A 19,062-nucleotide genomic window follows, 5' to 3' on the forward strand; every position below is an offset into this window, starting at 1 on the left:
TCATGATCACAACCAAATACCACAACGAACGTTTTGCAAATGCGATCCAATTAGTTCCACAAAACACTCCTCCGATTTGGTTTATGCGCCAAGCAGGGAGATACCATTCTCATTATCGTAAACTCAAAGAATCCTATAGTTTTATGGAACTATGCAAACAACCTGAATTAGCTGCAGAAGTAGCGTTAGGTCCTGTAAAAGAATTTGGATTTGATGTTAGTATCTTATTTTCAGATTTACTTTTTCCATTAGAAGCACTTGGTATGGGTCTTACTTATGATCCTGGCCCTAAATTATCCTTCTCACTTACCTCATTAAGTGATCTTAAAAAACTAAAACCCGTTGATGAAGCGATCGAAGGACTTTATTTCCAAAAAGAAGCAGTGATCCGAACGAGAGAAGTGTTACCAAAAGATGTTTCTCTAATAGGATTCGTAGGTGGTCCTTTTACCCTTATGACCTATGCAAGCATAGGAAAACATGACGGAAATTTATCGTTTATCAAAACAAACCAAGAGTTTGTAGATCAATTTTATTCGATTCTTGTACCACTCTTAAGACGAAATATCGAATTACAACTGCAAGGTGGTGCAGAAGTCGTCATGATGTTTGATACCGCAGCTGGAATGTTAGATCCGTTTAATTTCCGAAGGTATGTCACTGAACCCATTACGGAACTAACAAAATCCTTCCCAAATCAGATTGGTTATTATGCCAAAAATTCAACAGAATCACAAATAAGGCAAATCCATTCCATTCAAAACTTAGTTGGTTTCGGAGTGGATCACCGGTTTTCTATCCCAACCATATTACAAGAATTTGGTGGCAAAGGTTTCATTCAGGGTAATTTTGACCAAGAGTTATTATTTGCAGACCAATCAACTCTCAAACAAAAAATCCAAGAATACCTTTTACCAATCAAAGAGTTGGACCCAAAAGAGCGTGTTGGTTGGGTTGCGGGGCTTGGTCATGGTGTATTACAATTCACGCCAGAAGAATCAGTTCATCTTCTCATCGAAACAACAAGAAAGGTGTTTAACTCATGAAACACTTACTTCAAAAATACGATACACCTGCTCCAAGATACACAAGTTATCCCACTGTTCCTTACTGGACCGATTCACCTTCAGTGGAAGAGTGTATCGAATCATTGGAAACACATCTTTTCCCAAAAGAATCAAAGCTCGCGATGTACCTTCACATTCCATTTTGTGAAACTTTATGTACATTTTGTGGTTGTAATACATCAATTACAAAAAACCATACTGTCGAAGAACCTTATGTCAAAGCAATCAAAACGGAACTTCAACTCTATTTACAAAATGTACCTTCTTTAAAAGGGAAAGAACTTAGTGAACTTCATTTAGGTGGAGGTAGCCCCACTTACCTTTCCGATTACAACTTACAATCGACAATCGAATCGATCTTAAACCAATTACCTTCCTCAAAAGACCCACAATATTCCATTGAAGTCGACCCAAGAAGAACACGAATTTCCCAACTCAAACTCTTACACAATTTAGGTTTCAAACGAATCAGTTTGGGAGTACAAGATTTTGATCCGGAAGTACAACGATTGGTAAACCGAACTCAACCTTTTGAACTAACTGAAAATATCACCTTAGAGGCAAGATCACTTGGATTTAATTCAGTAAACTTTGATTTGATTTATGGATTACCCAAACAATCGCTAAACTCCATGTTATACACAATGGAAAAAACATTAGAACTGAAACCTGATCGAATTGCTTTTTACTCGTATGCCCATGTACCATGGATCAAAGCATCCCAACGTTTATTTACAGAAGCAGATTTACCAGACCCAACTCTCAAACGCGAGTTATATGAGATGGGAAGATCACTCCTAGAAAAAGAAGGATACAGAGAAATTGGTATGGACCATTTTGCTCTTCCTCATGATAAATTATGGAAAGCTTTCCATTCCAAACAATTGCATAGAAACTTTATGGGATATAGTGACTCCAAAACCGATGTTTTGCTCGGACTCGGTTCCTCTGCAATTTCTGAAACACCAAATTTATTTTTCCAAAATATCAAACTGGAAATGAAGTATAGGAAATCTCTTTTGGACGATCATTTACCAATCCTAAGGGGCCATAAACTTTCCAATTCTGATCGTTTGCGAAAACATTTAATTTTAGAACTGATGACTTCTTGGGAAGTAAAAGTACCAACTGATCTGTTCATCCATACGAAAGATTTTTTATCGGAAATGGAAAAAGACAAATTGGTTTTATGGAACCAAGAAACTCTCAAGGTATCTGAAATAGGAAAACCATTTTTAAGAATCATAGCGATGGCGTTTGATGAAAAACTCCAATCCAATAAACCAGCAGGACCCGTTTTCTCAAAAGCAATATGAAAGAAAACGTTCATATTTTAGGTGGTGGGATTACTGGACTCTTTATGGCATACCACCAAGTAAAAAAAGGAAATTCTGTCACACTGTATGAAGAAAAAGATACATTAGGTGGAGTGATAGGAACATTGAACAAACCAGAAGGTTTGGTAGAACTTGCTGCAAATGGAATCCTTTTGACCGATGATATCAAATCCATGTTAGATGACATTGGACTTTCACCTGTTTTCCCTAAAAAAGCATCAAAACGAAGGTATTTTTGGAACAATCAAAAATTATCCCAGTTTCCAATCTCAATCCTAGCAGGCACAAAATTACTGTATTCGATTTTTCTCAAAAAACTAAAATTTGATCCCAATCTAAATTTTGAAAACTGGGGAAATCAAATGTTTGGCCCCTCAGTGACAAAAAACATCATAGAACCTGCTTTAGGTGGAATTTACGGCACTCGATTGTCGGAATTACAACCCGAAACGATATTTTCAAAATGGGATGGTAGAGGAAACAGTACCATTTTTAAAGAGATCAAAAAAAACAAAAAGAAAACATATGGAACCGTTTCCTTTCCCAATGGAATGGGAGACCTAGTCGCTCATTTGGTTTCTTACTTAGCAACCAAAATCACTATCAAAACAGGATTTTCATTTTCAAACTTGAAAGAAATTCAAAATCTAAATGGATCAGTCAAAATTTGTATCTCACTAAAAAAGTTATTATCCATTTTAGATTCAGAAATCAAATTCGAAACAAAACCAAATTTGTTAACGATTTCCACCATCACAAGGTTTGGTGAAACAAAACTTACGAAAAAACCATGTTTCGGAATACTTTTTGGCAAAAATGAAGGTGTTCAAGCGTTAGGAGTTTTGTGTAATTCAGATATTTTTGATGGCCGAGTCCAAAATCAATTACATTCGGAAACTTGGATTTATCCAGATATAAAGGTAAAAAACGGCAACGATACGATTGAATCTATTTTAGAAAGAGATAGATATTTGATCTCAAAGAAAATGGACCCACCAACAGCTGTTTACCGAAGAACTTGGGAAGGTGTTTTCCCTGCCTATGACGCAAATTTATATAAGTTCAACCAAGTGTTAGACCAGTTAGAATTAAACTGGTCATCCCAAGGGAAAAATATTAGATTTTATGGAAATTATAGAAAAGGAATTGGTCTCAGGTCAATTTTTGAATCGACAATGTTTTAACGATTCTCCTCCATTTTTTTTACAAATACATTCATTTACCTTTGTATCGGCAAGTAATACTCGTTCTGCTAAATATTCCATAAATGGTTTGTAAGTACCAAATGCAGGAATTCTAACAAATGAATTTCCACCATTTTCCAAAGTCAGTTCTTTAAACTGTTCGCCAATTTCTTCTAAAGTTTCCAGATGATCACTCACAAAACTAATTGGATACACGGCAATGTGTTTACCTTCTTTGGAAAGTTTCGTGATCATTTGAATTGTGTTTGGTTCAGTCCATTTGGCAGGTCCAACTTTACTTTGGTAAGATACATGTACATTACCTCTAAAACCAAATTTTCTTAATTCCTCAGAAATTCTTTGGACTGAAACTTCTACTTCTTCCATATAACGATCACCCTTGTGAATGAGTCGCATAGGAACACCGTGTGCAGAAAAAATAATTTCTAAGTCTTTCCAATCACAATTCGGAGTTTCTTTAGGGTAATGTAAAAATTCATTCGATTCTAATTGGTTTGTAAAAAACTCAAAAATAAACCTAGCTGTAATTTGGTGAAACTTTGGTACCAAACCAAAATGTGGGATATAACCACCACTGCCAACAGGACATTCACCAAACTTTGATTCTAAAATTGCCAGTGTCGATAATACGGTAGACCTAGAGAATTGAGGATATAGTGGTAAATACAAAGTATTCTCATCCGGTTTGGTAAACTCATCCTCTCTAATATTAGGAAATCCACACGTCATGGAAACTTTTACCATCCATTTTACATTCGTTTGTTGGTTAAGAATTAACTCCAAAACCTTAGCTTGTTTTTCTGTTTCAGAAACAAGAGGAGAACCGCCACCAAAACCCATAGATTCATAAGTTCGTTGTACTTTGGGAGCTCGTTTTTTTGCGATGAACCTTGCCAATCGAATGCGTAAAAATTCAGGTAATGGTAAATCAAACACAAATGGATCTGAAAATAAATCTCTTAAAAATACTTCAATTTCAGAGGAAGTTCGAGGTCCTCCTAAATTCACAAGGATCAAAGTTTTATCATGATTAGTTGTCATAGGTGATGTAGTCACAGTGTGGGTAACGAGAACAAAAATAAATGGTTTTTCCATTTTTCCCTAATTTGGTTTTGATGGTCCCATCAGAACATTTTGGGCAAACTTTTTTCTCTGTAAGATTTAGACTCTTTTCCTTCGTTAGATGTTGGTTCTTATTTTTTTTCGAGTTAGGATTTGATTTGATCCCCGAACTTTCAGAAACAGATTTTTCATTCGTTTTGTTTGTTTCCAACTCAGAAACAAACGTTTCAAATTTTTTCCTAGGTGATTTTAAAATTTGTTTTAACTTCACATAAAATGCTGAAATTAATTCCACCCTTGAATTTTTGTTCCCAGTGATTTGGTCCAATTCTTGTTCTAAGTCCTTTGTAAATGACTCACCAATTAGATCATGAAAGTTTAAATCCAAATAACCATCCACTTTCATTCCCAGAGCAGAAGGACCTATGTTTTTTTGGTACTCAACAATGTACTTTCTTAGTTTTAATGTTTCAAGAATGTTTGCGTAAGTGGAGGGACGACCCACTCCCGTATCTTCCATTTTTTGGATCAATTTACCTTGGGTATATCGTTCCGGTGGTTCTGTTTCCTTTTCTATAGTCGTAAACGATTCGTAGAAAAAAATATCTCCTATTTTTGCATCCAATGTACTTTTCTTTTTATCCATCATTGGATCCGGAAAGTTTTTGAAACCACCATCAAAAATTCTTTCAAATGAATGAGTGAATAGATGTTTTCCGATTGGGAATTCATACACAACTTCTTCACCTGATTCTGGTTTCATCAGAGAGACCAAAAATCGTTCCCATATCAATTGGTAAAGTTTCCATTCATCTATTGTTAAATAATTTCGAATTTGCTGGGGTGTTAGATTGGGATTAATGGGGATGACTGCTTCATGAGCGTCTTGTGAGAATTTTTTTTGTTTGGACTGTTTTCCACTCACTTCTAACAGAAGTTTTGGGAAGTGTTTTTTTAGATAATTTTCACCTAACTGACGTTTTGAATCTGAAACACGAGTGCTATCAGATCTCATGTAGGTAATCAGACCAACCGTTTCTCCCGATTGTAATTTTTTACCTTCAAATAAACTTTGTGCAATTCTCATTGTTTTTTTTGAATCAAATTTTAAAGAGCGAAAACTCGCTTCAAGTAAACTAGCAGTGGAGAAAGCTTTTGGAGGTTTCCGAATGAATTGTTTTACTTTGATATTCGATAAAATAAGTTCCTTCAACTTAGAAGGTTCGGAAATCATCCCGAGTTCCTTTACGATCGCATTTACATCTTCTTGATTCAGTTTTTCTTTTGTCTGGTATTTGAGTTCGGAACTTTGTTTATTCAGAGTTCCTTGAAGTTTGAGTAAAAAGTAAGTTTGTTTTGAGAAGTTTTGTATTTCTTTTTCTCTATCACATATCCAATGCAAAACGGTAGATTGAACTCTTCCTGCTGATAATGTTGGTATTTTTAATTGTTTCCATAAATCAGGAGAAACTTCAAAACCAAAAATTCGGTCGATCACTCTTCTTGCAATTTGAGATTCAATTTCTCCTTGGTCGAGTCCAGTTTGTTTCTCTAATTGGATGTTTAATTCAACTTTTGTGATTTCTTTTAAACGCAATCGGTAGATTGGTTTTTTTAATTTTGCCAATTCATCAAAACAATGTTTGGCGATAATCTCACCTTCCCTGTCTGGATCACTTGCTATATAAATTTTGGAACATTTTTTGGCTTGTGTAACGATGGAGGCAAAGAGGTTTTTTTTCCCTTTGAGCCATTCATACTCAGGTTCAAAAGAATTGGAGATGTCCACCCCATACGATTTGGGTGGAAGGTCTTTGATGTGCCCTTTTGTTGCAACAACTAACCAATCCTTACCTAAATAAGAATTGATGGTTGTTGCTTTTGTAGGAGATTCGACAATAATTAAATTGGTGATTTTAAATTCTCATCAAACAAAAATTAAACGAACAGTCCTTCCACAGATAAATATCTTTCACCTGTATCATAGCAGAATGTAAGCACTTTGGAGCCTGCAGGAATTTCTTTTAGCTTTTTGGAAACTGCAGCAAGGCTTGCACCAGAAGAGGTTCCAATAAAAATACCTTCTTTTTTCGCAGCAAGAACAGCCATTGTGAACGACTCTTCTTTTCCAACAGTGATGATCCCATCGAGTAATTCTGTTTTACAGTTTTTAGGAATGAAACCAGCACCAATCCCTTGGAGAGGGTGTGGACCTGGTTTACCACCACTGAGAACAGGAGAACCTTCTGGTTCTACCGCAAATACCTTTAGTTTAGGAAAACGTTTTTTTAAGTTTTCTGCACAACCAGAAATATGCCCACCTGTGCCCACTCCAGTGATGATATAGTCCAAACCATCTGGAAAATCTTTTGCAATCTCTTCTGCTGTTTTTTCTCTATGAACTTGGATATTGGCTTCGTTTTCAAACTGTTGCGGCATCCAAGCATTAGGATTGGCTGCTACCATCTCTTGTGCTTTTGCAATTGCACCTGGCATTCCTTTTTCTCTTGGAGTGAGTTCAAACTTAGCGCCGTATGCTGCCATAATCCGGCGTCTTTCAACTGACATATGTTCTGGCATTACTAGAGTAATCGCATAACCTTTCACAGCTGCAACCATAGCAAGACCAATCCCAGTATTTCCAGATGTTGGCTCCACAATAATGGAATCTTTTTTAAGTTTCCCTGATTTTTCGGCATCTTCAATCATCGCAAGAGCGATTCGATCTTTAATCGATCCACCTGGGTTCTGTCTTTCTAGTTTCATATAGACTTCGTGATCAGTTCCAAACAAACGAGACAATCGGATATGTGGTGTATTGCCAATGGCATCTAAAATACTATTAAATTTCATAATTTCTCCGTTTAAGTCACATTTTTAAAGAAAATCTAGATTTGTCCACAATGAAATGAAATAAGTCTAGGGGCTACGAAATGAAAGTAGATAGGAATGATCTTCTTTCATTTGAGATAAAACATTTGGGTGATTTTCAACAAGAATCGCCTTTTCTAGGTAAGGTGCTGCAATCCTAAGGTCTAATCGGCGTAAAGCTAGAGAGGCTTTTTTTCTTACTTCTGGATCCTCATGGGATAACATCTCTGTCACCGCTTTAAAATTTTGGTTGGGTAATCGTTCTAAACCCACAATAGCCGATAAAATGGAGATTTTTGCATAGGGAACCTGTTCTTTCCCAAGTCCATCCGTAAGAGGAGTGATCCACTCCTTACGATGGGATTCATACATCGCATCGGCTGCAGAACTTCGAATATAAAAATTAGGATGAGACAATGCTTGTTTTATCGTTTGTTCGGAGGATTCCGTGGATGGGAGCGAACCTAACGCTCGTAACATCTCTCCACAAGCCAATACCATGGAAATTTCACCATCTTCATAAAAGTACGGGCTCGATGTAGAATGACGATCGGCAACACCGTCACTGATTTTTCTTACCTTTGGAGGGTTGTATTCGATGATGGAAGCCGACTCTTTTTGAAACGTTTTGGTGAGAACAGGAATCGCAATTTTGTCCCCTTTTTTCGCAAGAGCTTTTGCCGCATAAAATTTCACCGCGGGGGCATTGTTCTCACTCGTTGGGAAATTGGGTGTCCCCTCTAAGGCAGAAAGTATATCCCTATAACCTCGATTTGATTTAATAAATGTTAATCGGTCAATGGCATCACGAATTTCGAAGATATCGGAAGAGGAAAGTCGTTTCCTTTGGGTTTCAAAAAAGACCTCATCTTGTTCTGAAAATACACTTACATTCCATAAAAAGACGAATAGTAGAACATTTTGGAATTTCATTCCTTCCCCCTAAAATTGGAGGACATTCTAACTCATTTTGGCTAATTTTCTTTTAATTTTTCTGCGACTTCTTTTAATTTTTCAGATAAGTCGCCAAGGGTTGCTTTGTCTTCTTCCAAAATGGATTGGCTGAATTTTTCCAAATCCTTTTGGATTTGTTCCTTTTTTTCACTCGCGCGGGATGCCATCTTTCGGAGTAAATCTTCTCTATAAAGGCTAAAGTCCACTTCCTTCAATTCCCCGAGTTCCACCATCGAATTGACAATCCTTTCCAACCGTTCGCGGGTAAGGTAATTGGCTCCAATTCCACCTAAAACCAAACGTTCAAACAGACCAGAAATATCACGGCCGGTCTCTCGGATGAGAGAAGTTAACATAAAATTAGAAAAATCTTCGTTCCTTTGGCCAAGGCTTACCTTTAAAAAAGTTTGTCCAAGGATCTTGGGTGTAATGTCTTCGCCAGAAAGGTTGTCTTGGACTTTGATTTCTTCCCCACCGATGATCATCTTTGCCACATCTTCTAAGGTGATGGTGGAACTTGTTTCTGGATCATAGAGCCTACGGTTTGCGTATCGCTTGAGGAGCTTCATCGGAGATGCTTTTTAAAATGACTTTCAAGCCTAGGGGGTCAACTAAAATACAATCGTATGGACTCACTATTCGGAGCCGTTTTGACACAACTCCCAGAGCAGGAAAAAGAACTTATGATTGCTTGGTTACAAGTAAATGGGTCCGTAGTGAAAGAATGTACAAGTAAAAATTGGAAAGATTTCCCTGATTGTGTTAGAGTTTTTTCCAAACCAAGTCCAGATTTAGCAAAAGAACTTTTAGATTGGAGCATCGAACCAATCTTATGCGGACAATTTTCAAAGGAAGAAAAAGAGGAATACAAATCCGCAGGTGTTTCCTTCTTATGGGATAAACCTTTTCAGAAAATTCATACTTTACCTCTCCGCCCAGAGCCAGAAAAAAAATTAACTTGGATTGTTTGTACGAAAGATCAAATCCTCGACCAAAACATTTCGAGGGTTTTAAAATCTCTTGGATATTCTGTTTTTACGGAATCCAATCCTGAATTTTTACTCAAAAGATTGTTAGTTGGTCCATGTCATTTTTTAGTATTGGATTGGGATAAAATAGATACAAAGTTGTTGATCCCAAATTTAGAAAAAATCAAAAGAGAAAAACCATTTTTGTCGATCGGCATCAAAGATTTTAACCGAGAAAATCTATTTCGTGATTTAAAAATGGGGATCAGTGGGATCTCAGAGGTGCTCATCGATGGAAAGGATTTTTGGAAGGTATTTTTGGATAGTTTTCCACTCACAGAAGAACAAGTAACAGAAAAACATTGGAAAGAATCAGTAAAATCCGTATCCAAATTAACGTTTACCTTCCAAGAAAAACGAATCCCCGTTTCCATGAAACTAAACGAAGTCACCACTTTATCTGCAGATCAAACTTTCCAATCCACAAAAGACCATATCGATTTATTTCGTTGGTTTGTGAGTTAAGTGTATAAAAAATAAATGACGATGTGATTCATTCAAATAATAACATGTCATCACTCGAAAGTTCACCTGCTCCTCGGTTTGGAAAAGCCTGCTCAAAAAACAATGCAGCTAACAAATCAAAGTCTTCATCTTCTTCCCGATTTTCCATTTCCCAAAGTTCGTTCCTTCGTTTGATGAGAAGGGATACGGTTGCATCTTCTAATGCAAAGTCAATTTTCAATCGATTTAACGTTCGTATCCAATAGTTTAAATTATAGATACTATAATCACGAAAATACGTGAGCCCTGCAATGGTTGGTTCGTATTTGAGTAATGCCTCTGTCAGGTAACAGGCAGTTTTTAAATCTTCAGTGGCACCAGTTTCTTTATAATTGCGATAAATATGGTGGATGGTTTCATGCATCGACATGGTGGAATGGTAAGAATCTTCAATGAGACGTATAGAATCGGGATGGGATTCCATATACCCAAAAACATCTACGATTTCATTTTTCTCTTGGGCTTCTTTTCTAGCTAAATCACATTCTTCATCTGTGGTCTTAGGATCAACTAACAAGATAAATAGATATTTGGTTTCAAAAGCAAACCTAGATTCTTTTGGAATGTAATATTCGATCCAAATGGGTTCTTTGTAGTAATCAATCGACTCTTGGAAACTAAGTTCCGGTGTGACTTTAAGTGATTTGAGTTTTTTGACGTCATCGGTGATGACTTTTTTTCCTTCAACCCTCGTTTTACTTCGTTTGATTTGCCGGAGTTCCGACTTATTCAAAAGTGGCTTGGGTTTGAAGCTCGAGTCCATACTAGATCATCGACAGTTTAAAAAAAGCGCAAAAGAAAAGAACGGATCCAAAATCCAATGGGACTCAAAATTCCTGAGTCTGCAAAAACAACTTTTCCATTGGCATTGACAAAGATTGTAGTTGGGTAAGCAGAAATCCTCCATTCTTTTAACATTCGGTAATCTGCAGTGTAAATCGGGTAAGTTGATTCTGAAGAAAGGTGGGAGAGGATTTCTTTGGTCTCTTCAGAATCTTCCGATTCCAAAACAGACAAAAACATGGTTTCTTTTGGTAAAAATTTTAAATTGGCTTCAAGGATTGGTGTGTAGGCTTTGCATACAGTACACCAAGTTGCCCAGAAATACACCACCTTGGGGTGGCCTTTCCAGGAACTTGCTTCCGTTGGGGTTGTTGCTAGAGCCTCAATGGGAATGGATGGATTTGTGTCCCTAGCCTTAAAATAAGCAAATCCTAAGGTTGCGGAAAAAAAGAAAACAAAGGCAAACACCACTTTCCAGCCATAAGGCAACTGTTTCCAAATTTTCATCTCTATTGGTAGACTGGCAGATGGCTCGATATGTTCCCAAACATCAAAAATAAGATGAGGACAAGCCAAATGACACCAGAGACGAGCACACTCACATCGGTGAGAATGGCTCTTGTGGGGTTATGCCCCATATTCTTGATGTAAATGATATAAAGGGAACGAAAGATCGCATACACAACAATGGGGACTGTATACACCATATAAGGAGTTCCTAAACTTTTAGCGGTATCGGGACTCACCGTATACATAACATAACTCACAAGTGTTAAGGTTGCTACAACAGCCATCATCAAATCTAAAAATTCAATTGAGTATTCTTCCAAAATTTTTCGGTGTTTACCAGCATCGGTTTTCAGAATATTAATTTCCCCTCTCCGTTTGGAAAATCCCCAAAAGAGAGCGAGCATAAAAGTACAGAGTAATAACCAATGAGAAAATTCAACACCGATGACAATGGCACCAGCGATGGCCCGAAGTACAAACCCAATTGAGATACTCATTACATCTAAAATTACAATGTGTTTTAATACCTTACTATACAACATATTGAATAATAGATAAAAAATAGTTAAATAAAAGAAGACAGGTGAAAGTTTATAAGAACCTATCAACGCGATAGGCAAAATAACTCCTGTTATGGCAAGAGCAATTCCAGAATCCAAATCCCCACTAGCAAGTGGACGGTGTTTTTTTTCAGGGTGTTTTGCATCTTCCTTTTGGTCTAAAAAATCGTTAAAGACATATTGGCAACTTGCAACAAGTGAAAAAAACAAAAATGCCAAACATACCTTTGTAAAAGAAGGTACATCAAAAATTCGTTTCGAAAAAATTAATCCAGCAAACAGGATGATATTTTTGATCCACTGAGGGATCCTCATGAGTTTAATGTATAAATAGATCATTTTTTCTTCACTTTATGGGCTTCAATGTATTTCATTTTGACTTTGATTGTTTTAGCATTCTCTAATGTAGGAAACACTAGAAGAATTTTTGGATCTCTACCAGTGGAAATCATTTCGACTAACTCACCTGGTAATTGTTTCCCAGCGGTTTTGATATCACTAATTTCTAAGAAGTCTTGGTAATCTTCTGGCAATAAACTTTGGCTTACAGTGATTTTTTTAGAATACAAAACTTTGCCGTTTGTATCCAGTATCTGTAGATCATCCAAAACAAAACGAATTCCTCTTTGTTCCAAAGGATCAATCCTGAGTCCGCCAAATTGATTCATTGTTTCAGGAAGTGTAAATACATACTCATTCCAAACACCAACCCCAGTTTTCGAAACAGGTAAAGAAACCATCATTGATTCCGAAGTTTGTGGGTGTTCTTTATCCACAAATGTATACATTTTGATGGTTTGGTCTTTCAAAACTGGAAATTTATATTGGTAATATAAAACAGAAATGAGTGATAAAAGCAAAATCGATGTTACAGAAATGATACGAATTTTTCGAATCTGTTTGAATCGATCAAACTTCGTTTCCATTTTGGAACGGAATAATGATTTTGATTCATCAATTAAAAAGTTATAAGTCAATAAACAGCCATCAAACATTTCGTTTATCTTAGCTTCAGTAATATCTACTTGGTGGTTGAAGTTTTTTAAAAACTGAAATGCTTTTGATTTTGTTTCTGGCAATTGAAAAGAAGACAAGTCACTGTCTTTTGGAATTTCTTTTTTGCCATTTAAACTTTGGTAATAGTTTACCAAATCGTACACAACGTATTTTAATAAAATATTTGCATCTGCGAGTTTATCATTCGATATCAATATCTCAAGTGACTCCAACCGAGATTCGATTTGTCCCAGTTTTTGTTTTTTTTCTTTTTTAAGAACTTCTAGTTTCTCTTCTTCTGAACTAAGAACGGGAGATTTCCAATAGGAGAGTAATAACTCTTTCACTGACATTTTCACAACTACCAATCCTGATTGTGCCTAAATTTACTAAAACTGATTTTTCTATCCATTTTACCCGACTTGGATTTTTACACCGTCGTCGATGGTACCCATTTTGGGGACTCCCGAATGGCCTGTCGCTGCGATGAGAACCGTAAAAATTCCCACCCTACCCACATACATTACGGCAGCATAAAATAATTTCTCGATATCCCCTAATTGGGAAGTCAGGTTCAAACTATAACCCACTGTGGAAAACGAAGAAATCAATTCAAAAAAGATAACATGGAGAGAGTGTTGGTTTTGGTCTAAAATCCCAAGCAATATGAATACAAATGCCAAGGATACTGTTGCTAAAAAATAAACCCGAATTGCCACAGCCACTGAATTTTTAGAAACAGTTTCACCAAATAACATCACAGGCTTGGAAGGTTGGATGACATTTTTTAAATAGGCAAGTAATAGAACAAAAGTTGTGATTTTGATACCACCAGCAGTTCCTTGTGGACCCCCACCAATAAACATGAGTACGGTGATGATGATCACAGTAGCATCATTCAAATGACCAAGGTCCATTGTCGAAAAACCAGCCGTTCTGGAACAAACAGACATAAAAAATGCATTGGAAATTTTATCGACTAGTTCCATGCCATGAAAGGTATGAGGGTTACTCCTTTCTAAGAAATAAATTCCAAGGAATCCAAATAACAAGAGAGCAAAAGACCCATACACCAAAAGTTTGGATTGGATCCGCGTGGTTTCTCCCCGTAAGTGTTTGTTGTATTCTTCAATTCGATTTTCTAAAATAGCAGAAAACTGTGCAGGTAATAATAAAAAACGAGGGACATTCCCTGTTTTTAAAGCTTTTTCCATCATAAGGGTCTCAGCGACCACTTCAATGCGGTAAACAATTCTCACAAAGATCGTGAGTAAGACTTTTTCGAGTAGGATGATGACAGGAAATCCAATCCCTCCGAAAATCACAAGCCCCGAAACGATATATAGGGAAAAAGGATCCAATCGTAAAGCACTTAGGTCATCTGTGATCGAAAAACCTGCGTTATTGAAAGAAGAAACTGCGGTAAAGAGGGAAAAAAACCAACGGGTATTCTCCCCTTCCACTCCTTCTGGCATATGGAGATACAAACCAATGGCTCCAAGGATTTCGATCGAAAAAGAAATATTGATAATGGAAAGTAAAATCCGGTTCACTTCATTGGTGGCAAGTGATTCTGTTTCGGTTTGCGTGTCAATGGCAGCACCAACAAAGGCATTAAAACGAGCATTCCTAGAAATCCCTTTGGTGATGAGAAACCCAACAATCACAGTAAAACTGATGATCCCAAGTCCCCCCAATTGGATGAGGAATAACATGATCCAATGAGTGGAAGGGTTCAGACCCGAAAGCGGGATGGGTGACAAACCGGTCACACAAATAGACGAGGCGGAGAGATAGAGACTATCGACAAATGACAACTCACCTTCTTCCGAAATGTACAAGCCAAACGACCCAAGTAAGATGGCGGCAAAAAAACCAAGACACACCACTCGGGCAAAAGACAAAGTACGAAAAAATCGTTTGAAACGAGCAAGTGGCATATTTCCCTATTCTCTACTTTCTCCAGGATTTTCCCGCTAACCAAAAATCCCAAGTACTTTACAAACGCAGTCCATTTCAGATTTTGGTAGAATCAATTCAACTTTAACCTTATTTTTGAGGAAAATATGACCTCTGCGACGCAAGCAACCAAACGTGATCCAAAATTGGAAAGAATCCGTAATATCGGGATTTCCGCACACATTGACTCAGGGAAAACAACCCTAACAGAACGTATCTTATTTTATACGAACAAAATTCATGCCATCCACGAAGTACGTGGAAAAGACGGTGTGGGTGCTACTATGGACAGTATGGACCTCGAACGAGAAAGAGGGATCACGATCCAGTCAGCAGCTACCTATGCGACTTGGAAAGACATTACAATCAACATCATCGATACTCCGGGCCACGTTGACTTCACAATTGAAGTAGAACGTTCCCTTCGTGTCCTTGACTCTGCAATTATGGTTCTTTGTGGTGTTGCGGGAGTTCAATCTCAGTCCATCACAGTTGACCGCCAGATGAAACGTTACAACGTTCCACGTGTTGCCTTTATCAACAAACTCGACAGAACAGGTGCAAACCCATGGAGAGTGATCGATCAACTCCGTGAAAAACTCCACCTCAATGCCCATGCAGTACAACTTCCGATCGGACTCGAAAACGACTTAAAAGGGATTGTAGACCTCGTGGAAATGAAGGCTTATTATTTTGAAGGTCCAAACGGGCAAGATATCAAAATCACTGACATTCCCGATGATTTAAAGGACCAAGCGAACGAAAAACGCGAAGCCCTTCTCGATGCAGTGTCTCTTTTTAGTGATGAACTCACAGAAGAGATGTTAGAAGGAACTCCGTCTGAAGCTCGTGTCAAAGAAGCGATTCGACGTGGTGTCCTTGCACTTAAATTTGTTCCTGTATTTATGGGTTCTGCCTTCAAAAACAAAGGGGTTCAAAGACTTCTGGATGGAGTAGCAGACTACCTCGCATCACCTTATGATGTGGAAAACACAGCAAAAGAAATTGGAAACGAAGAAAACGAACTTATTTTGGATTCTGATCCAGAAAAACCACTCGTTTGCCTTGCCTTCAAATTGGAAGACGGTCGTTACGGTCAGTTAACATACGTTCGTGTTTACCAAGGTAGACTCGAAAAAGGGATGACGATCTATAACTCATCTAACAACAAACGCCACAACATTGGTCGTCTTGTTCGTATGCACTCCAATGAAATGGAAGATATTTCCAAAGCGGAAGCAGGTGATATCGTTGCTCTATTTGGTATCGATTGTGCATCAGGGGATACATTCACTGATGGAAAAACAAAACTCACTATGGAGTCTATGTTTGTTCCAAATCCAGTGATCTCACTTACAATTGAATGTAAAGAGTCAAAACAACTTCCAAACCTTGCAAAAGCTCTTAACCGTTTCACAAAAGAAGACCCAACCTTCCAAACTGAAATTGATAAAGAGTCTGGTCAAACCATCATCAAAGGGATGGGAGAACTCCACCTCGAAGTATACATCGAACGTATGAAACGTGAGTATGGTGTGGACCTTGTGACTGGTGCTCCTCAGGTGGCGTATCGTGAAACCATCACTAAATCGGCAGAATTTGATTACACTCATAAAAAACAAACGGGTGGTCAAGGTCAGTTCTCTCGTGTGGCTGGTTACATCGAACCAATCCCACAAGAAGAAGGAAAGGACTACGAATTCGTAGATAAAATCGTAGGTGGTTCCATCCCTCGCGAATACATCGGATCTTGTGATAAAGGTTTCCGTTCTTGTTTAGAAAGAGGATCTCTCATTGGATTCCCTATCATCGGAGTTCGTTGTGTGATCAATGATGGTGCTTACCATGATGTGGATTCATCTGATATGGCATTCCAAATTGGAGCTCGTTACGGATTCCGCCAAGGTTTCTCAAAAGCAGCACCCATCATCCTCGAGCCAATCATGCGTGTGGAAGTAGAAGGACCAACAGAATTCCAAGGAGCGATCCTTGCTTCCGTGAACCAAAGACGTGGTATGATCTTAAACACAACAGAAGAGAACGGTTATGCTAAAATTGAAGCAGAAGTTCCTCTTGCTGATATGTTTGGATACTCCACAGTGCTTCGCTCCTCTACCCAAGGAAAAGCTGAGTTCGCTATGGAATTCTCCAAGTATGCTCCTGTTCCAAGAAACGTAGCAGAAGAGTTAATGAAAAAATACAAAGTCAACAACAAAGACGAAGAATAAAACTTCGTTTTTGGTTCTGTTTGGTTTTGGAAAAGGCGGGTTTCTCCCGCCTTTTTTATTGCCCTCTCGCTTTTTCATGTCGATACTTGCCTTAGGGAATTATGCGAAAACAAGGCTTCATAATATGTTTTAGTTTGGCACTGATCGCCTTCCCCATCCTTTCCAAACAAATCCAAAAACAAACTCCAAACCAAACAAACCCACTGACGTACCGAGTTGTCAAAGGTGATTCTTGGTATGGAATCGCTCGTAAAATGAATGTTCCAGCCGAAACTTTGGCAAAGTTAAATGGAAGGACCACTTCCGAAAATTTGTTCGAAAATGAAAAATTACGAATCCCAAAAGATAGGGAAACCAAATCCATTTCGTCTGAAACAAAGATAAAAGAAAAAATCACCTTCCCTCTTGTACAAAAAGAAAAAATACAAAAGAAGTTTTCTGAACTTACATATGACCCTTATAAAGGAATTCAATTCCAAAGAGGGGGTTCTTCACTTGTCCGTGCTAGTTTTTCAGGAAAGGTCGTACATGTGGATTATATGGATGGGTATGAAAACTTTGTGATTTTAGAACATGAAAACGGACTTTATTCCGTTTACGGAAATTTAGAAAGGATCCAAGTCACTGAAGGCCAACAAGTGAATGCAAAAGATCGATTGGGAATCTTATCAAAAGACAAAGGATTGTATTTCCAACTCAACCAAAACAAAACCAATTTGAATCCTGAACTTATCTTACAAAGGGGATTTGAATGACCCGACCTATTTTATTACAATCTGCATCCCTATTCCGAAATGGAAAAATGGAATCAAAAGATCTTTTATTTACGGGTGAAAAAATCACAAGTATCGAAGACTCCATCACACCTAACAAGGATATGTTCACTCTTTCCTTACATGGCAAAAAACTGTATCCTGGATTTATCAATTCTCATGACCATTTACTAGCGAGTTACCTACCAAAAGTAGGTGGAACAGAAAAACACCTTTCCTGGTTATCTTATGATAATTTGTATAAAAGTTCAGGAGTATTCGCAGAACGCCAACAAATTGATCCGGAAATTTTATATTACCTTGGTGCTTACAAAAACTTATTTGCAGGTGTGACATCTGTATTTGATCACATTCCTCATTTTGTGCAAAATCCCTTTCGAGGAATTTTACCTGTCAAATTGATATCGGATTATACCTTAGCACATTCGGTTGGGAACTATAGTTTGGATTGGGGAGAAGGCCCTGCATTAGAATACCGAATGGCAGAACACGCTAACCTTCCTTTTGTGACTCATTTAGCAGAAGGATTAGATGATGATTCAAAACAATCACTTCGTATGTTAGAAAAAATGGATGCACTTGGTCCACATTCAGTCCTGGTTCATTGTTTGCCATTTGGAGCAAAAGAAGCTGATAAAATTGCAGAAAAAGGAGCATCCATAGTTTGGTGCCCTACTTCAAACCTTCACATCTTCGGAAAAACTACAAACATCAAACTCTTTTTAGAAAGAGGAGTTAACGTTTGTTTGGGGACAGATTCTTCCCCCAGTGGATCCAATCATTTATTGGAAGAGTTAAAAACTGCAAAATCCATTTATTTTGGATTATACGGCGAGGAACTGCCAGAAGAAACTTTATTAAAAATGGTAACAGAAAATCCAAGAAAAGCCTTTCGGATGGGAAATCCAAATGCGCTTATGCCTGGTTTAAATTGTGATTTTGTAGTGATCAGTGATGAGAAAAAAACTTCTGAGTTAAATCTATCGGAACTTCATTGGAAACACATTGATTTGGTTGTCATCGATGGTTATCCTATTTATGGATCACTTGAATTTTTGTCACTCTTCCAAGAGTTTGGATTGGGTACAGAAGAAATTTCGATCGAAGGAAAAAACAAGTTGGTTGCGGGTTCACCAAAAAAACTCATGAAACAAGTTTCTGACAGTGTCGGTTACAAAAAGAGTTTGGCTTTTTTACCTAATTTTTAAAAATGAAGCGCAAGCGA

The 19,062-nt window shown here is 37.6% G+C and carries 17 protein-coding genes; 7 read left to right on the forward strand and 10 right to left on the reverse strand.

Translation table 11 applies throughout. The features are described 5' to 3' along the window. The first annotated feature begins 2 nt into the window (after positions 1–2). The 3 genes from ND855_RS10800 to ND855_RS10810 are packed head-to-tail and all read left to right on the forward strand — an operon-like array spanning position 3 to position 3,588. Positions 3–1,046 carry a uroporphyrinogen decarboxylase family protein gene (locus ND855_RS10800; RefSeq protein ID WP_265358346.1) on the forward strand — a complete coding sequence of 348 codons (1,044 nt, stop codon included), beginning with the start codon at positions 3–5 and terminating at the stop codon, positions 1,044–1,046. After that, positions 1,043–2,383, forward strand: coding sequence for an oxygen-independent coproporphyrinogen III oxidase (gene hemN, locus ND855_RS10805; protein WP_265358347.1), 1,341 nt, complete (start codon positions 1,043–1,045; stop codon positions 2,381–2,383). Before ND855_RS10800 ends, hemN begins: the two co-directional genes overlap by 4 nt. Beyond that, entirely contained in the window at positions 2,380–3,588 is a 1,209-nt protein-coding gene (locus tag ND855_RS10810; protein WP_265358348.1) for an NAD(P)-binding protein, read from the forward strand. Before hemN ends, ND855_RS10810 begins: the two co-directional genes overlap by 4 nt. Here ND855_RS10810 and hemH read toward each other — a convergent pair. The 5 genes from hemH to ND855_RS10835 all read right to left on the reverse strand — a co-directional run bounded on the left by hemH (position 3,562) and on the right by ND855_RS10835 (position 9,065). Then, positions 3,562–4,650 carry a ferrochelatase gene (hemH, locus tag ND855_RS10815; RefSeq protein ID WP_265359385.1) on the reverse strand — a complete coding sequence of 363 codons (1,089 nt, stop codon included), beginning with the start codon at positions 4,648–4,650 and terminating at the stop codon, positions 3,562–3,564. The two genes, ND855_RS10810 and hemH, sit on opposite strands and share 27 nt — an antisense overlap. Continuing rightward, positions 4,640–6,541 (reverse strand): type I DNA topoisomerase, encoded by a 1,902-nt coding sequence (gene topA, locus ND855_RS10820; protein WP_407658748.1) that lies wholly within the window; start codon positions 6,539–6,541, stop codon positions 4,640–4,642. Before topA ends, hemH begins: the two co-directional genes overlap by 11 nt. A gap of 68 nt (positions 6,542–6,609) precedes the next feature. Then, entirely contained in the window at positions 6,610–7,524 is a 915-nt protein-coding gene (gene cysK / locus ND855_RS10825; RefSeq protein ID WP_108958099.1) for a cysteine synthase A, read from the reverse strand. 66 nt (positions 7,525–7,590) lie between these two features. After that, positions 7,591–8,475, reverse strand: a complete 885-nt coding sequence (locus ND855_RS10830; protein ID WP_265358349.1) for a HEAT repeat domain-containing protein — start codon at positions 8,473–8,475, stop codon at positions 7,591–7,593. Between the two features lie 41 nt (positions 8,476–8,516). Further along, positions 8,517–9,065, reverse strand: a complete 549-nt coding sequence (locus ND855_RS10835) for a polyhydroxyalkanoate synthesis regulator DNA-binding domain-containing protein (RefSeq protein WP_108958097.1) — start codon at positions 9,063–9,065, stop codon at positions 8,517–8,519. A gap of 57 nt (positions 9,066–9,122) precedes the next feature. On the opposite strand from ND855_RS10835, the gene ND855_RS10840 reads away from it, so the two are divergent. Beyond that, entirely contained in the window at positions 9,123–9,989 is an 867-nt protein-coding gene (locus ND855_RS10840) for a hypothetical protein (protein ID WP_265358350.1), read from the forward strand. Between the two features lie 28 nt (positions 9,990–10,017). On the opposite strand, the gene ND855_RS10845 is transcribed toward ND855_RS10840, so the two are convergent. The 5 genes from ND855_RS10845 to ND855_RS10865 are packed head-to-tail and all read right to left on the reverse strand — an operon-like array spanning position 10,018 to position 14,817. Continuing rightward, positions 10,018–10,791: a hypothetical protein gene (locus ND855_RS10845; protein ID WP_265358351.1), complete on the reverse strand. Its 774-nt coding sequence runs from the start codon at positions 10,789–10,791 to the stop codon at positions 10,018–10,020. A 17-nt stretch (positions 10,792–10,808) separates the two neighbouring features. Then, on the reverse strand, positions 10,809–11,318 hold the full coding sequence (locus ND855_RS10850) for a TlpA family protein disulfide reductase (RefSeq protein WP_265358352.1): 510 nt from the start codon (positions 11,316–11,318) through the stop codon (positions 10,809–10,811). Positions 11,319–11,320: 2 nt separating this feature from the next. Further along, positions 11,321–12,220 carry a decaprenyl-phosphate phosphoribosyltransferase gene (locus tag ND855_RS10855; RefSeq protein WP_135591428.1) on the reverse strand — a complete coding sequence of 300 codons (900 nt, stop codon included), beginning with the start codon at positions 12,218–12,220 and terminating at the stop codon, positions 11,321–11,323. Beyond that, positions 12,217–13,230 (reverse strand): hypothetical protein, encoded by a 1,014-nt coding sequence (locus ND855_RS10860; protein WP_265358353.1) that lies wholly within the window; start codon positions 13,228–13,230, stop codon positions 12,217–12,219. Before ND855_RS10860 ends, ND855_RS10855 begins: the two co-directional genes overlap by 4 nt. A gap of 60 nt (positions 13,231–13,290) precedes the next feature. After that, a complete protein-coding gene (locus tag ND855_RS10865) occupies positions 13,291–14,817 on the reverse strand; it encodes a TrkH family potassium uptake protein (protein ID WP_265358354.1) in 1,527 nt (508 codons plus the stop codon). A gap of 126 nt (positions 14,818–14,943) precedes the next feature. Here ND855_RS10865 and fusA point away from each other — a divergent pair, with 126 nt between their 5' ends. The 3 genes from fusA (at position 14,944) to ND855_RS10880 (ending at position 19,045) form a co-directional block, all read left to right on the forward strand. Next, positions 14,944–17,064, forward strand: coding sequence for an elongation factor G (fusA, locus tag ND855_RS10870; protein WP_265358355.1), 2,121 nt, complete (start codon positions 14,944–14,946; stop codon positions 17,062–17,064). A gap of 101 nt (positions 17,065–17,165) precedes the next feature. Continuing rightward, the gene (locus ND855_RS10875) at positions 17,166–17,819 is read left to right on the forward strand and encodes an LIC_10271 family cell wall hydrolase (protein ID WP_265358356.1); all 654 of its coding nucleotides are present in this window, start codon (positions 17,166–17,168) and stop codon (positions 17,817–17,819) included. Continuing rightward, positions 17,816–19,045: an amidohydrolase family protein gene (locus tag ND855_RS10880; RefSeq protein WP_265358357.1), complete on the forward strand. Its 1,230-nt coding sequence runs from the start codon at positions 17,816–17,818 to the stop codon at positions 19,043–19,045. Before ND855_RS10875 ends, ND855_RS10880 begins: the two co-directional genes overlap by 4 nt. The last annotated feature ends 17 nt before the right edge of the window (positions 19,046–19,062 follow it).

Source organism: Leptospira paudalimensis, assembly GCF_026151345.1.
GTDB lineage: Bacteria > Spirochaetota > Leptospiria > Leptospirales > Leptospiraceae > Leptospira_A > Leptospira_A paudalimensis.